At 75.2% G+C, this 13,474-nt stretch carries 13 protein-coding genes; 4 read left to right on the forward strand and 9 right to left on the reverse strand.

Annotated features, from left to right (window positions below):
* Positions 1-138 precede the first annotated feature (138 nt).
* On the forward strand, positions 139-2,679 hold the full coding sequence (locus ACFY4B_RS30695) for an ABC transporter permease (RefSeq protein WP_387973440.1): 2,541 nt from the start codon (positions 139-141) through the stop codon (positions 2,677-2,679).
* Between the two features lie 46 nt (positions 2,680-2,725).
* On the opposite strand, the gene ACFY4B_RS30700 is transcribed toward ACFY4B_RS30695, so the two are convergent.
* The 3 genes from ACFY4B_RS30700 to ACFY4B_RS30710 form a co-directional block, all read right to left on the reverse strand.
* Positions 2,726-3,859 carry a sensor histidine kinase gene (locus ACFY4B_RS30700; RefSeq protein ID WP_387973443.1) on the reverse strand — a complete coding sequence of 378 codons (1,134 nt, stop codon included), beginning with the start codon at positions 3,857-3,859 and terminating at the stop codon, positions 2,726-2,728.
* 266 nt (positions 3,860-4,125) lie between these two features.
* Complete coding sequence (locus ACFY4B_RS30705; protein WP_387973446.1) at positions 4,126-4,626, reverse strand: MarR family winged helix-turn-helix transcriptional regulator; 501 nt, start codon at positions 4,624-4,626, stop codon at positions 4,126-4,128.
* Between the two features lie 51 nt (positions 4,627-4,677).
* Positions 4,678-6,318, reverse strand: coding sequence for an FUSC family protein (locus ACFY4B_RS30710; protein WP_387973449.1), 1,641 nt, complete (start codon positions 6,316-6,318; stop codon positions 4,678-4,680).
* Between the two features lie 309 nt (positions 6,319-6,627).
* Between ACFY4B_RS30710 and ACFY4B_RS30715 the strand changes: the two genes are divergently transcribed.
* Entirely contained in the window at positions 6,628-7,302 is a 675-nt protein-coding gene (locus ACFY4B_RS30715) for a Crp/Fnr family transcriptional regulator (protein WP_030288117.1), read from the forward strand.
* Between the two features lie 84 nt (positions 7,303-7,386).
* Here ACFY4B_RS30715 and ACFY4B_RS30720 read toward each other — a convergent pair whose 3' ends face one another.
* The 5 genes from ACFY4B_RS30720 to ACFY4B_RS30740 form a co-directional block, all read right to left on the reverse strand.
* Positions 7,387-8,220 (reverse strand): MBL fold metallo-hydrolase, encoded by an 834-nt coding sequence (locus tag ACFY4B_RS30720; protein ID WP_049656840.1) that lies wholly within the window; start codon positions 8,218-8,220, stop codon positions 7,387-7,389.
* Positions 8,217-8,390, reverse strand: a complete 174-nt coding sequence (locus ACFY4B_RS30725; RefSeq protein ID WP_158077682.1) for a hypothetical protein — start codon at positions 8,388-8,390, stop codon at positions 8,217-8,219. The genes ACFY4B_RS30720 and ACFY4B_RS30725 overlap by 4 nt, the downstream gene beginning before the upstream one ends.
* A gap of 144 nt (positions 8,391-8,534) precedes the next feature.
* Entirely contained in the window at positions 8,535-9,401 is an 867-nt protein-coding gene (locus tag ACFY4B_RS30730; RefSeq protein WP_074001790.1) for an NUDIX hydrolase, read from the reverse strand.
* Between the two features lie 115 nt (positions 9,402-9,516).
* Positions 9,517-9,984: a RidA family protein gene (locus tag ACFY4B_RS30735; RefSeq protein ID WP_387973452.1), complete on the reverse strand. Its 468-nt coding sequence runs from the start codon at positions 9,982-9,984 to the stop codon at positions 9,517-9,519.
* Complete coding sequence (locus tag ACFY4B_RS30740; protein ID WP_094743074.1) at positions 9,981-10,139, reverse strand: DUF4177 domain-containing protein; 159 nt, start codon at positions 10,137-10,139, stop codon at positions 9,981-9,983. Before ACFY4B_RS30740 ends, ACFY4B_RS30735 begins: the two co-directional genes overlap by 4 nt.
* 212 nt (positions 10,140-10,351) lie before the next feature.
* Between ACFY4B_RS30740 and ACFY4B_RS30745 the strand changes: the two genes are divergently transcribed.
* Both ACFY4B_RS30745 and ACFY4B_RS30750 read left to right on the forward strand, forming a co-directional pair.
* Positions 10,352-11,425: an ArsA-related P-loop ATPase gene (locus ACFY4B_RS30745; protein ID WP_117488530.1), complete on the forward strand. Its 1,074-nt coding sequence runs from the start codon at positions 10,352-10,354 to the stop codon at positions 11,423-11,425.
* Positions 11,422-12,591, forward strand: a complete 1,170-nt coding sequence (locus ACFY4B_RS30750) for an ArsA family ATPase (protein WP_049656832.1) — start codon at positions 11,422-11,424, stop codon at positions 12,589-12,591. The genes ACFY4B_RS30745 and ACFY4B_RS30750 overlap by 4 nt, the downstream gene beginning before the upstream one ends.
* A 94-nt stretch (positions 12,592-12,685) precedes the next feature.
* Here the strand turns inward: ACFY4B_RS30750 and ACFY4B_RS30755 are convergent, their stop codons facing one another.
* A complete protein-coding gene (locus tag ACFY4B_RS30755) occupies positions 12,686-13,009 on the reverse strand; it encodes a WhiB family transcriptional regulator (protein ID WP_030240986.1) in 324 nt (107 codons plus the stop codon).
* Positions 13,010-13,474 lie beyond the last annotated feature (465 nt).

The raw sequence follows: 13,474 nt of genomic DNA on the forward strand, positions 1-13,474 counted from the left end.
TCCCATGGATCCGGCCGTGGACGGCCCACGGCGCGGCTCACCGAGGCCTTCCTTCGTCGACGAAGGGAATTCCGTCCGAAGCGCCCGGAGCTAGGCTCGCGATGTCATCGAGGGCGTACCGGCGGGGGGCTGAGCCACGTGTTGAAGCTGGCCTGGCGGACGGTACGGGCCCGGAAGGCGGGCTTCGCCGGAGCCTTCACCGCGCTCCTCTGCGCCCTGGTCCTGACCACCGCCTGCGGGGTCCTGCTGGAGTCCGGCCTGCGCGCGGGCACGCCGACCGAACGGTACGCCGCGGCCCCGCTCGTGATCGGCCACGGCCATCGCCTCCCGGACGCCGGACCGCTGACCGGCGCACTCGCCGAACTGCCCGGCGTCTCGGCCGCCCTCCCCGAGCTCTCCTTCCCGGCGGCCGTGGCCACCGCCGACGGGCGGGTCCTGTCCGGACCGCAGGGCGGCCCCTCGCTCGGGCACTCCTGGACGAGCGCCGCCCTCGCCCCGTTCCGGCTGGCCTCCGGCCGCGCCCCGGCCGGACCGGACGAGGTGGTCCTCGACACCGCGACGGCCGCCCGCGCCGGGGTCGCGCCCGGCGGCACCGTACGGCTGGCCACCACCGGGGTGCCGCGCGACTACACCGTGTCCGGACTGGCCGCGCCGCCAAGGGAGTTGTCCCGCCAGAGCGCGCTCTTCTTCAGCCCCGGGCAGGCCGCCCGGCTCGCCGGGACGACGACCGGCGCGGACGCGATCGGCATCACCGTCACGGAGGGGACCGACCTGCGGGCGCTGGCCGGGCAGGCCCGGCGGGCGCTCGCCGAGGCACGGGCCCGCGACGGCGAGGCGGACTGGTCCGGGCCCCGGGTGCACACCGGCGACGAGCGCGGCGAACTGGAGCTCACCGGCACGTCCGGGCCCGGGGACGGCCTCTCCTCGCTCGCCGGGACGATGGGCGTCCTGTCGCTGCTCGTCTCGACCTTCGTGGTGGCCGGGGCGCTCGCGCTCTCCGTCCAGCAGCGGCTGCGCGAGATGGCCCTGCTGCGGGCGGTCGGCGCCACCACCGGGCAGGTGCGGCGGATGATCGCGCTGGAGACGCTGCTGCTGACCCTCGCGGCCGCGGTCGTCGGCCTCCCGGCCGGGACCGGCCTCACCGCACTGCTGCGGGGCGTACTGGTCGACCGCGGGGTGGTCGGCCCGGACGTTCCGCTGCACATCGGGCCGACCGCCCCACTGGTCGTCCTCGGCGGCACCGTCGTCACCGCCCAGCTGGCCGTCCGGGCCGCCGCGCGCCGGGCCTCCCGGGTCGAACCCACCCGGGCGCTGCGCGACGCCTCCGCGCCGCCGCCGCGGATCGGCCGGCTCCGTGCCTGCCTCGGGCTGGCGACGCTCGCCGTCTGCGGCGTGGTGCTGGCCCACTCGACGGGCGGCCGCGACGGGGCCGGTACGGCCGAGGGCATGGTGGTGCCGCTGCTGCTCGGGGTGGCCCTGCTCGGGCCGCTGATCGGCCGGGTCGCCGGTGTGGTGATCGGCGGGCCGGTGGGCCTGCTCTTCCCGGTCGCGGGGTTCCTCGCCTCCGCCTCCCTGCGGGCCCAGCCCCGCCGCTTCGCGGCCGCCGTCACCCCGCTGGTACTGGCGGTGGCCTTCAACGGCAGCATGCTGCTCGTCCCGGTCGTCAAGGCGCAGGCCGGCGCCGCCGAGGAGGGCCGGCGGCTGCTGGCCGACCACGTGGCCCAGGCGAGGGGCATCGGACTGCCGACGGAGTTCACGGAAGCCGTCCGCGGGTTGCCCGGCGTCGCGGCGGCCGGCGGACTGGTCCCCGGCTTCGTCATGGTGTCCTCGGGCTCCGCGGCGGACGTCGGCGGCGCCGCCGGGGCGGACGCCCGGATCGTGGAGCCGCAGGGACTGGAACAGCTGCTCGACCCCGGGGTGACGGCCGGCTCGCTGGACCGGCTGCGCGGCGAGAGCATCGCCCTGGGGCGGCGGACGGCCTCCCGCCTCAAGGTCGGCGTCGGCGCCCCGGTCCGGATCCGCTGGGCTGACGGCAGCGACAGCACCGCCACGGTGGCGGCCGTCTACGAGCGCGAGGACCGCTTCGCCGACGCGTTGCTGCCCACCGGATTCGCCGCCGCCCACCTGCCGGACCTGCTCGCGGCGACCGTACTGGTCCGCACCGCCCCCGGCGCCGACCCCGGGCAGGTGACCCGGGAACTCCAGGGGCTCACCCCGGCCTACCCGATGGCCCGGATCAGCGACCGGGCCGACTACGACGCGGCACGCCGGCACCAGCAGGAGGCGGCCACCGCGGTGGCCCGGCTGCTGCTCGGCGTCATCAGCCTGTTCACCGCCATCTCCGTCGTCAACACCATGGTGATGGCCACGTCCGAACGGCTGCGCGAGTTCGCGCTGCTGCGGATGGTGGGGACCACGCGCCGCCAGGTGCTGCGGATGATGGCCTGGGAGGGCGGGATCACGGTCGCCGTGGCACTCCTCCTCGGCGCGGCGGTCACCGCCGCCGTCCTGGTCCCGGTCGGCCTGGCGCTCGGCGGCCCGGCCTGGCCCGCGCCGCCCGGGAGTTGGGTGGCCGCGGTGCTGGGCGGGGCGGCGCTGCTGGGGGCGGGCACCGTCCTGCTGACCACCTGGCTGGCGCTGCGGCGGGAGCCGACCGAGGCGATGGGGATGCGCGAATAACCGGGCCGCGTGGACCTGTCGGCCGTACCGGGCAGGCGGACCGCGGTCAGGCGGCGCGGGCGGCCGACCGGGCGGGCGCGGCCTCGACGACGGCCGCGAGGTGGAACCAGCCCGCTCCGTCCCGCTCGGCGGTCAGCCGGCCGTCGACCGACCGCAGCCGCTCGGTGAGGTTCCCGATGCCGCGCCCGTCGCCCGGTTCGCGCGCTACGCCGCCGGGTTCGCCCGGACCATCGCCCAACTCGCCTTGCACGTCGCCGGTTTCGTCCGGGACGCCGTCGTTGGAGACCACCAGGCGCACCGTGCCGAGGTCGTCCCGGCCGGCCCGGATCCCGCAGCGCCGGGCCGCGCTGTGCCGGAGCAGGTTGGTGACCGCCTCGCGCAGCACGGTGGCCAGCACCGCGTCGAGTTCGGGCCGCAGCCCCTCGCAGTCCAGGTCGGCCTCGACCTCGATCCCGGCCGCCCGCAGCGTCGCGACCGCCGAACGCGCCTCCCGCGCCAGGGACATCCGGACGTCGCCGCTGGAGAGCCGGCGGGTGTCCGCCATCGCCTGCCGCACCAGCGCCAGCACCTCGGCGAGCTCCGCGCGGGCCCGCTCCGGGTGCTCCGCGGCCAGCCGCTCGACGAGCTGGCACTTCAGCGCCGCCACCGAGAGGCTGGAGCCGAGCAGGTCGTGCAGGTCGCGCGCGAAGCGCAGCCGCTCCCGGTCCACCGCGAGCTCGGCCAGCTCGGTCCGGGCCGCCCGCAACTCGGCGATCAGGTCGGCGAGTCGGGCCATCCCGTACACCACGATGCCACCCACGGCGATGGACACCGACGCGTTGACGCGCTGGCCGGTGTTCCCGCCCAGCGCCGCGCAGAGCGGGTACTGGGCGACCACCAGCGCGGCGGCCAGCGCCCAGGAGCGCGGCGCCGCGACGGTCAGCAGCACCGATCCGGCGAACGAACCGGGGATGCCGACCCACGTCCCGTCGAGGAGCAGGAAGGGCAGGTAGGTGAGCACCCCGTGGGCGACCAGGCTCCACGGCCACCAGTGCCGCGCCAGGCGCCACGGGCCGGCGTGCCCGATCTGGAAGCCGAGCAGGACCAACAGGAGGGCGACGGCTGGCAGTTGGTAGGCCAGACCGTCGTGGTTGCGGACCGTGGCCACCGCCGAGGCGGCACAGAAGCCGACGGCGGTCATGACCACGATGCCCCGGGTGAGCCGCGTGAGGGGGTCGGCCGAGCCGCCCGGGCGCTTCGGCCGGAGACGATCGCCGCCGGTTCGGTCCGCGCTGTGGCCCAAGGGGAGCTCCCGGTAGACGACTCGACACGCCGCACGCGACGTACGGAGCCCGCTTCGTACCCGACGCGCCCCCGTACACCGCACCGCGAGCATACGTTCCCACCGGAGCAGCGCCGTTGACGCTTCGTCGGAGTCCGTCGAGCCGACAGCCGGGGCCCGTCGGCTCAGCCCGGGGTGCGGCCGATCGTCCCCTCCAGGCTGTTCAGCAGGCCGCTGAGGGCCTCGGCGAGCCGGTCCTGCTCGGCGGGGGTGAGGCCGGCCAGCAGGGCGCGGTCGTGGGCGACCAGCTCCTGGATCAGCCCGTCCACCAGGGTGCGGCCCTGCTCGGTGAGCGCGAGGTGGGCGACCCGGCGGTCCCGGTCGTCGGCGCGGCGGCTGACCAGGCCTCGCTCCTCCAGCAGCCGCAGCCGCTTGGTGACGGCCGCGCCGGAGGCGAAGCTCTCCCGGGCGAGCTGGGTGGGGGTCAGCTCGCGGTCGAGGCGGAGCAGGGCGCCGAGGATGTCGAACTCGGCGCGGGTGAGGCCGGCCCGGGTGAGCGGGTCGGGGGTCTGCTGGAGCAGGGCGGCGCAGCGGTTGATCCGGCCGAGGACGGCGATCGGACCGGTGTCCAGCCCCGGGTAGGCCCGCTCCCACTGGCGCAGCACACCTGCGACGACGTCCTCCACGCGTGCTGCTCCCGTTCTGCGGCCTGCCGGTCGGCTTCGACCCTGTCGATCCTAGGCCGTGTCCGGCTGGTCCCCTCGGCCGCGGCGTTCCAGCAGGGCGGCCAGCAGGTGGTGGGACCGCTGCTCGGTGGCGGCGGCGCGCTGGTGCGGGAGGGCGGGGCGGCGCCACTCGCCGGCGGCGGTGTCGGTGGCCTCGCGCAGTTCCAGCAGCGCGGCGGCGAGGCCGGTGCGGGCGGCGCGCGCTTCCGGGGCGCTCGCGGCGGAGACGGCGGAGACGGCGGCCAGGGCCCGGTGGCCGGCGGCCTCGGCTCCGGCCAGGGCGTGGGTCAGCCGGGTGGCGGTGCGGCGGTTGGTGACCAGCAGGCAGGCCGCGAGGCCGGTGAGCGCGCCGACGCAGGTGTCCAGCCAGCGGTCGGCGACCAGCGTCCCGGCCGGCTGCGGGCCCGCGAACTCCGTCATCAGCAGCGCCATCGGGGTCACGAAGACCGTCGCCAGCCAGTAGCTGCGGGCGATCGTCGCCTCCGCCCCGAACTGGCAGAGCAGCCCGAGCCCGATCAGCGCCACCGGGCCCGAGTGGGCGACGGGCAGCGCGGCGGTGAACAGCAGCAGGCCGAGCAGGTTGCCCAGCACCCGCTGCAGCGCGCGCTGCCAGGACAGTGTGCTGTTGGCCTGGAACACCGAGGCGGCGGTGACCACCGCCCAGTACGGCCGGCCGACTCCGAGCGCCAGCGAGAGCCACCCGGCGGCGGCGCAGCCGACCGCGACCCGCAGCGCGATCGGCAGCAGCGCCGAACCCGGTCGCAGCGCCAGCCGCAGCGGCGGCCGGGGGCCGGGCCGGCGGGCGGCCGCGGCCTCCGTCTCCGCCGCCTCCGCCTCGGTGAGGTCGGGCGACGGCAGCGGACCGCCGCGCCGGAGCTCGCGGGCCCGGTCGAGGTACCACCCGGCGTCCTCGGGCCGGGCCGGGCCGGCGAGCGCGGCCTCCGCGCGGACCAGCAGCCGCTCGGGCGCGTCGCCGAGGGCGCGCCGCCGGGCCGGGGCGGAGAGCGCGAGGCTCTGCCGGGCCGCCTCGACCGCGCCGACCAGGGCGGTACGGGCGGCGGCGTCCGGCCGGCCGGGATCGCTCCGCAGCAGCCGGGCCGCGGCCTCCAGGGCGCGGGCGGTGGCGATCCGCTCGGGCCCGTACGGGCGCACCAGGGCCGGGGCCATGCAGACCAGCCAGGCCAGTGCGGCGCCGAGCGCGGTGAGCGCCAGGTGCGGCGGGACCTCGCCGAGCCGCTGCGGGACGAAGGCGCAGCTGGAGGAGGTGAAGGTGATGATCAGACTGCCGGGCGGGCCGACCCGGGCAGCGTCGCAGAGCAGCTTGTGCAGGGCGGCGAGCACCGCCGCGACCGCGACCAGGACGGCGGCGTCGCGGGTCAGCGCGGCGGCGGTGAGGGCGGCACCGGTGCTGAGCACGGTCCCGAGCAACACGCCGACCAGCATCCGGGCCCGGGCCCGGTACGGCAGGCCGTGCCCGTACAGCGCGCCCAGGCCACCGGCCGAGGTGTAGAGGGCGAGGTCGAGCCGGCCGAGGCCGAGCAGGGTGAGGTTGAGCGCGCCGAGGGTGACCACGGCGCTGAGCGCGGGCTTGTGCCAGCCGTCCCCGGCCGGACCGACCCGAAGTGCCTGGCGGAACTGGGCGGTGGTGACCATGCAAAAAGATTAACAGGTAATTTATCCGTGAAACATATGTCCGCGGTGCCGCGCACCGGACACCCGCACGGTGAGGGCGATTCCTTGTTCGAGTCGGACGGACAAGAGTTCGACCGACAGCCGCCGGAGGCCTCCCGTTCCCGGGCCCGACCAGTGGTCCGCCGGTACGAATGGCCCCGCACGGCACACCCCGACACACCCCCTCCTCATATGATCGGAGCGACATGCGCCATGCTTGGTGATGCAGAACACTGAACGGAACTTGCGCCGGACGGCCCACCCGCCGTACGGCCGAGAAGGAGGAAGCACGTGGACGACGTTCTGCGGCGCGCCGCACTCTTCGCGGCACTCGACGACGAACAGGCCGGCGAGCTGCGCGCTTCCATGACCGAGGTCACCCTCGCCCGTGGGGAGTCGCTGTTCCACGAGGGCGACCCGGGCGACCGGCTGTACGTCGTGGCGGAGGGCAAGGTCAAGCTGCACCGCGCCTCCCCGGACGGCCGCGAGAACATGCTCGCCGTGCTCGGCCCCAGCGAGATGATCGGCGAGCTGTCGCTGTTCGACCCGGGCCCGCGCACCGCGACCGCCAGCGCGCTGACCGAGGTCAAGCTGCTGGGCCTCGGCCACGGCGACCTCCAGCCCTGGCTGCACGCCCGCCCCGAGGTCTCCATCGCGCTGCTGCGGGCCATCGCCCGCCGCCTGCGCCGCACCAACGACGTGATGTCCGACCTGGTCTTCTCCGACGTGCCCGGCCGCGTCGCCAAGGCCCTGCTGGACCTCTCCCGCCGGTTCGGCGTGCAGTCGGAGGAGGGCATCCACGTCGCCCACGACCTCACCCAGGAGGAGCTGGCCCAGCTGGTCGGCGCCTCCCGTGAGACGGTCAACAAGGCGCTCGCCGACTTCGCCGGCCGCGGCTGGCTGAAGCTGGAGGCCCGCGCGGTGGTCCTGCTGGACGTCGAGCGGCTGTCGCGCCGCTCGCGCTGACACCCGCGAACCCGCGAACGCGGAAGGGCCCGTCCGGATCGGACGGGCCCTTCCGCGTTCACCGGGCCCTACGCGTCCACCGGGTCAGTCGGCGCCCTGGATCAGCCCGTGCTCCTCCAGGTAGTCCAGCTGGGCCCGCACCGACAGCTCGGCGGCCGGCCAGAGCGCCCGGTCCACGTCGGCGTAGACCCGGGCGACCACCTCGGAGGCGCTCCGGCAGCCCGCCTCGACCGCGGTCTCCACCTGGGCGAGCCGCGACGCCCGGTGGGCCAGGTAGTAGTCGACGGCGCCGAGCGCGTCCGCGAGCACCGGGCCGTGGCCCGGCAGCACGGTCCGCACGCCGTGCTGGGAGGCCATGGTGTGCAGGTGGCGCAGCGAGTCCAGGTAGTCGCCGAGCCGGCCGTCGGGGTGCGCGACCATCGTGGTGCCGCGGCCGAGCACGGTGTCGCCGGTGAGCACCGCGCCGTCGTCCGGCAGGTGGAAGGTCAGCGAGTCCGAGGTGTGCCCCGGGGTGGCCACCACCCGCAGGTCCAGGCCGCCGACGTCCAGGCGCTGGCCGCCGACCAGGCCCTCCGAGCCCAGCCGGTGCGCCGGGTCCAGGGCCCGTACCTCGCTCCCGGTCAGCTCGGCGAAGCGGGCCGCGCCCTCGGAGTGGTCGGCGTGGCCGTGGGTGAGCAGGGTCAGCGCGATCCGCTTGCCCCGTTCCTCCGCGAGGTCGACCACCCGGCGCAGGTGCCCCTCGTGCAGCGGGCCCGGGTCGATCACCACCGCGAGGTCCGAACCCGGCTCGGAGAGCAGCCAGGTGTTGGTACCGTCCAGCGTCATCGGCGACGGGTTCGGCGCCAGCACGCACAGCGCCCGAGGGGTGGCCTCGCCGCCGACGGCGGCGGCGGGGTCGCCCGGCAGGAGTCCGCTCACCGACCGCCTCCGACGTGCCGGTGCAGGGCCCGCAGCGGCAGCGCCCGGACGAGGGCGCGCTGCGCCACCTCGACGAACGGGACCTGGCTGTCGCAGGCGAGGTCACGGGGGTTCAGGCGGCGGGCGGGCAGCTCGGGTGCCGTCCGGCGAGCCACGTCGTCGTGGGTCATCGGGCGTCGGTCCTTTCTCTGCGTCGGTACGGCAAGGTCGGGTCGTGCGGGTCGTGCGGGTGGTGCAGGTCGTGCCGGTCGTGCCGGTCGTGCGGAGCGCGTCGGCCGTACGGCTCGTACGACCGGTCCCCGTCGGTGGAACGCTCAGGACCCCTCGGGGAACTCCCCGTCGATGGTCAGTTCCTCGTAGCCGGGCCAGCGGACCGTCAGACGGTCGCCGCGGACCTCGGCCCGGCCCAGGACCGGCGCCAGCGGGCGGTCGGCGGCCGCGGCCAGGGCCTCGGCGGCGGTCCGTACCGACGACAGCTCGCGCAGCACCGTCACGGTCGGCGGCAGCATGCCGAAGCGGCCCTCCCGGTGGCCCCGCACCGCCTCGGCCGGGGTCAGCCAGGCGACCCGGTCGGCCTCTCCGACCTCCAGGGCCGCGCGCTGGCCGGCCGGCAGCGCGGCGACGAAGAACCAGGTGTCGTAGCGCCGTTCCTCGAACTCCGGGGTGATCCAGCGGGCCCAGCCGCCCAGCAGGTCGCTGCGCAGCACCAGCCCGTGGTCGCGGAGGAACTCGGCGAAGGACAGCTCGTGGGCCTCCAGCGCGGCCCGCTCGGCGGACCAGTCGCGCGGCGCGGCGACGCTGTCGGCGTCCGGGCCGGCCAGCAGCACGCCGGCCTCCTCGAAGGTCTCGCGGACGGCCGCGCAGACCACCGCCCGCGCCGTCCGGGCGTCCACCCCGAGCCGCCGGGCCCACTCCTCGGGCGACGGACCGGCCCAGCCCGGCTCGACCTCGGCGTCCCGCGGGTCCACTCCGCCGCCCGGGTAGGCGTACATCCCGGCCGCGAAGGCCATCGAAGTGCGCCTGCGCAGCAGGTAGGCCTCCGGCCCCTCGGCGGCGTCGCGCAGCAGCACGACGGTCGCGGCGGCCCTGGGCACCGGCGGGGTCACCGCGCCGGATTCGACCGCCCGGATCCGGGCGGGCCAGCCGGGCGGCATCGGCAGCGTCGTCGCTCGATGGTCCATGCCCGGATGCTAGGGCGTGCCCGACGATTCCCGCCAGGCTCACGAGTGGATCGGGCCCACCCGGGCACCACGGAGGCGGGGCCGGACGAGCCCGGCCCCGCCTCCGCGATCACGCTCAGGCGCTCTTGACCCGCACCAGGATCTCGACCTCGACCGGGGAGTCCAGCGGCAGCACCGCGACGCCGACGGCGCTGCGGGCGTGCACGCCCGCCTCGCCGAGCACCGCGCCGAGCAGCTCGCTGGCGCCGTTGACGACGGCCGGGACGCCGATGAAGTCGGGGGCGGCGGCGACGAAGCCGACGACCTTGACGACCTGCTCGACCCGGTCGAGGTCGCCGATCACCGACTTCACGGCGGCCAGGGCGTTCAGCGCGCAGATCCGCGCGAGGTCCTTGGCCTCCTCCGGGGACACCTCGGCACCGACCTTGCCGGTGCTCGGCAGCTTGCCGCCGACGACCGGGAGCTGGCCGGAGGTGAACACGAGGTCGCCGGTCCGCAGGGCCGGGACGTAGGCGGCGACCGGGGCGGCCACCTCCGGCAGGGTCAGGCCCAGCTCGGCAAGCTTCGACTCGACCTTGCTCATGCGTTCTTCTCCCGCTTGAAGTAGGCCACCAGCTGCTCCGGGTTCGGGCCGGGCACGACCTGGACGAGCTCCCAGCCGTCCTCGCCGAAGTTGTCCAGGATCTGCTTGGTCGCGTGCACCAGCAGGGGCGCCGTCATGTATTCCCACTTGGTCATGGCCAGACTCTAGACGAGCCGTCGCGGCGATCCGCGCCGCCCGCCGCGAGGCGTGTGAGGTGGGGCACAAACAGGGCATGATCCGGCCTGACGGCCCAGGTGCTCCGGGCATCCGGTGCGCTCCCTGGTTACCCTCGCGGGAGGGCACCCTGGCGAGGGGCACCCTCGTCAGGAGGGGACGCCCGTAGGACGGAGACGGACGGAGACGGAGCGTGGCACGCACCCCCGGCCAGGCGGCCCGGCGCGACCCCGACTGGGAGGGCGTCCGGCTGCACGTGGTCAGCGGCAAGGGCGGCACCGGGAAGACCACGCTGGCCGCGGCACTGGCCCTGGCCCTCGCCGCCGACGGCGGACGGGTGCTGCTGATCGAGGTCGAGGGCCGGCAGGGCGTCGCCGAGCTCTTCGGGATCGCCGCGCTCCCGTACGAGGAGCGCCGGATCGCCTCGGTCTCCCGCGCCCAGCTCGGGCTGCCGGCCGCGGAGGGCGGGCCCGGCGAGGTCTTCGCGCTGGCGATCGACACCGAGCTGGCGCTGCTGGAGTACCTGGAGATGTTCTACAAGCTCGGCCGGGCCGGGAAGGCCCTCCAGAAGGTCGGCTTCGTCGACTTCGCCACCACCATCGCGCCCGGCGTACGGGACGTCCTGCTCACCGGCAAGGCCTGCGAGGCAACCAGGCGCAAGGACCCGGACGGCCGGCGGCGCTACGACGCGGTGGTGATGGACGCCCCGCCGACCGGGCGGCTGACCCGGTTCCTGAACGTCAACGCCGAGGTCGCCGGGCTGGCCCGGATCGGCCCGATACACACCCAGGCGCAGGCCGTGATGCGGGTGCTGAAGTCACCGGAGACCGCGGTGCACCTGGTCACCCTGCTGGAGGAGATGCCGGTGCAGGAGACGGTCGACGGCATCGAGGAGCTGCGCGAGGCGAGGCTCCCGGTGGGCGGGGTGATGGTCAACATGGTCCGGCCGCCGGTGCTGGACGCGGCGGCGGTGGCCGCGGTGGACGGGGACCACCGCGAGGAGGTCGCCCTGGCGCTCGGCGAGGCCGGACTCGGCGGCCGCACCCGCACCGGGGAGAAGGTCCGGGCGGCGGTGGAGCCGCTGCTCGACCCGCTGCTGGAACAGGCCAGGGAGCACTCCGAGCGGGTCGAGCTGGAGCGCGCGCAGCGCGCCGACATCCAGCAGCTGCGGCTCCCGACGTACGAACTGCCGCTGCTGGGCGAGGGCGTGGACCTCGGCGGGCTGTACCGGCTGGCGGGCGAACTGAAGCGGCAGGGGGCGGCATGACCTCGAACGGGGTGCGGAGCACCGGACGGCGGCTCGCGGTGGACGAGCTGATCGACGACCCGAAGACCAGGATCATCGTCTGCTGCGGCTCCGGCGGCGTCGGCAAGACCACCACCGCCGCGGCCCTCGGCCTGCGGGCGGCCGAGCGCGGCCGCAAGGTCGTGGTGCTGACCATCGACCCGGCCCGCCGGCTCGCCCAGTCGATGGGCCTGACCGAGCTCGACAACACCCCCCGGGTGGTCAAGGGGGTGAACGGGACCGGCGAGCTCCAGGCCATGATGCTGGACATGAAGCGGACCTTCGACGAGGTCGTGCTGGCCCACGCCGAGCCCGAACGGGCCCGGGCGATCATGGAGAACCCCTTCTACCAGTCCCTGTCGGCCGGTTTCGCCGGCACCCAGGAGTACATGGCGATGGAGAAGCTCGGGCAGCTGCGCGCCGCCGAGGAGTGGGACCTGATCGTCGTGGACACCCCGCCGTCCCGCTCGGCGCTGGACTTCCTGGACGCGCCCAACCGGCTCGGGTCCTTCCTGGACGGCCGGGTGATCCGGATCCTCACCGCCCCGGCCAAGGTCGGCGGCCGCAGCGCGATGCGCTTCCTGAACGCCGGGATGGGCCTGCTCACCGGCACCCTGGGCAAGATCTTCGGCGCCCAGCTGCTCACCGACGTGCAGACCTTCGTCAGCGCGATGGACTCGATGTTCGGCGGCTTCCGGGAGCGCGCGGACCGCACGTACCAGCTGCTCAAGGCGCCGGGCACGGCGTTCCTGGTGGTGGCGGCGCCGGAGCGGGACGCGCTGCGCGAGGCGGCGTACTTCGTGGACCGGCTGGCCGCGGACCGGATGCCGCTGGCCGGGCTGGTACTCAACCGGGTGCACGGCACGGGCGCACCGCAGCTCACCGCGGAACGGGCGCTGGCGGCCGCCGAGGCCCTGGAGGAGAACGGATCGGAGCACGCCTCGCCCGAGGCGGAGCTGCTCGCGGCCGGGCTGCTGCGGCTGCACGCCGAGCGGATGCAGATCATGGGGCGCGAACGCCGTACCCGCGACCGCTTCGTCTCGGTGTACCCGGACGTGCCGATCGTGGAGGTGCCGGCGCTGCCGGGCGACGTGCACGACCTGGACGGGCTGCGGGCCATCGGGGACCGGCTCAACGGCGCGGTCTAGCCCGCGCGGTCACCGACCCCGGCGGTACAACCCGGCGCGGCACGGCCCCCCGTCCGCGGGGCCGACCGGCCCGGGCCGCGTGGTGCGGCCGGGCTCAGCCCGCCTGGGCGTAGTCCGTCAGTATCACCCCGGTCGCGAGGGACTCCTCGTACTCGGTGCGCGCCGTCTCCAGCAGCCTCCGCCACGAGATGACGGTCGGGCGGCGGCGCAGCAGCGCCCGGCGCTCGCGCTCCGTCATCCCGCCCCACACCCCGAACTCCACCCGGTTGTCCAGGGCGTCCGCGAGGCACTCGGTCCGGACGGGGCAGCCGCTGCACACCGCCTTCGCGCGGTTCTGTGCCGCCCCCTGGACGAACAGTTCGTCCGGATCACTCGTGCGGCAGGCGGCCTGCGCACTCCAGTCGTCAACCCAGCCCATGCCGGCGCCGTCCTCTCCCGTATCGAGGCTCCCCCACGGCGGCAACGGCATATTCACCGTTGCCAGTTGAGGACGTTACGGAAGAACGACAGCTTGCAACAGCCCCTTCGGGCTCAATCTCGAATGACCCAATTGGACTATGGGTGGCGATCAGCTCACTCGTTGGAGTGATCGCAGGTCGCACACCTTGCCAAGAGCGGAACCCCCACTCTCGCCACAGGAGTCGTCACTGAGTGCGACCGACCACACCGGCACAGCAGGCCACAGCTGCCTCAAAACCCGGACATCAGCGGGTAATTCGGGCAAGTCTTCTCGCCCACAAGAGTGAACGATGTTGACGCACCGAAGCTGTCGCAAGCTTGTGACAAGCCTAGGCGAACACCTGCCCCGGTGTGCGGGAATCCGCGACGTAGGGTTCTCCCCATGGCACCGAAGCGCCCCCAGGCAACCCAGCCCCCAGGCAAC

Origin of the sequence: Kitasatospora sp. NPDC001261 (assembly GCF_042896795.1) — a bacterium.
In the GTDB taxonomy this organism is placed as follows: domain Bacteria; phylum Actinomycetota; class Actinomycetes; order Streptomycetales; family Streptomycetaceae; genus Kitasatospora.

Bases quoted from the DNA above. Each gene is read 5' to 3' on its own strand.
- ACFY4B_RS30740 (WP_094743074.1), bottom strand. From the start codon at position 10,139: ATGACCAAGTGGGAATACATGACGGCGCCCCTGCTGGTGCACGCGACC.
- ACFY4B_RS30735 (WP_387973452.1), bottom strand. From the start codon at position 9,984: ATGAGCAAGGTCGAGTCGAAGCTTGCCGAGCTGGGCCTGACCCTGCCG.
- ACFY4B_RS30750 (WP_049656832.1), top strand. From the start codon at position 11,422: ATGACCTCGAACGGGGTGCGGAGCACCGGACGGCGGCTCGCGGTGGAC.
- ACFY4B_RS30725 (WP_158077682.1), bottom strand. From the start codon at position 8,390: ATGACCCACGACGACGTGGCTCGCCGGACGGCACCCGAGCTGCCCGCC.
- ACFY4B_RS30755 (WP_030240986.1), bottom strand. From the start codon at position 13,009: ATGGGCTGGGTTGACGACTGGAGTGCGCAGGCCGCCTGCCGCACGAGT.
- ACFY4B_RS30700 (WP_387973443.1), bottom strand. From the start codon at position 3,859: ATGACCGCCGTCGGCTTCTGTGCCGCCTCGGCGGTGGCCACGGTCCGC.
- ACFY4B_RS30710 (WP_387973449.1), bottom strand. From the start codon at position 6,318: ATGGTCACCACCGCCCAGTTCCGCCAGGCACTTCGGGTCGGTCCGGCC.
- ACFY4B_RS30730 (WP_074001790.1), bottom strand. From the start codon at position 9,401: ATGGACCATCGAGCGACGACGCTGCCGATGCCGCCCGGCTGGCCCGCC.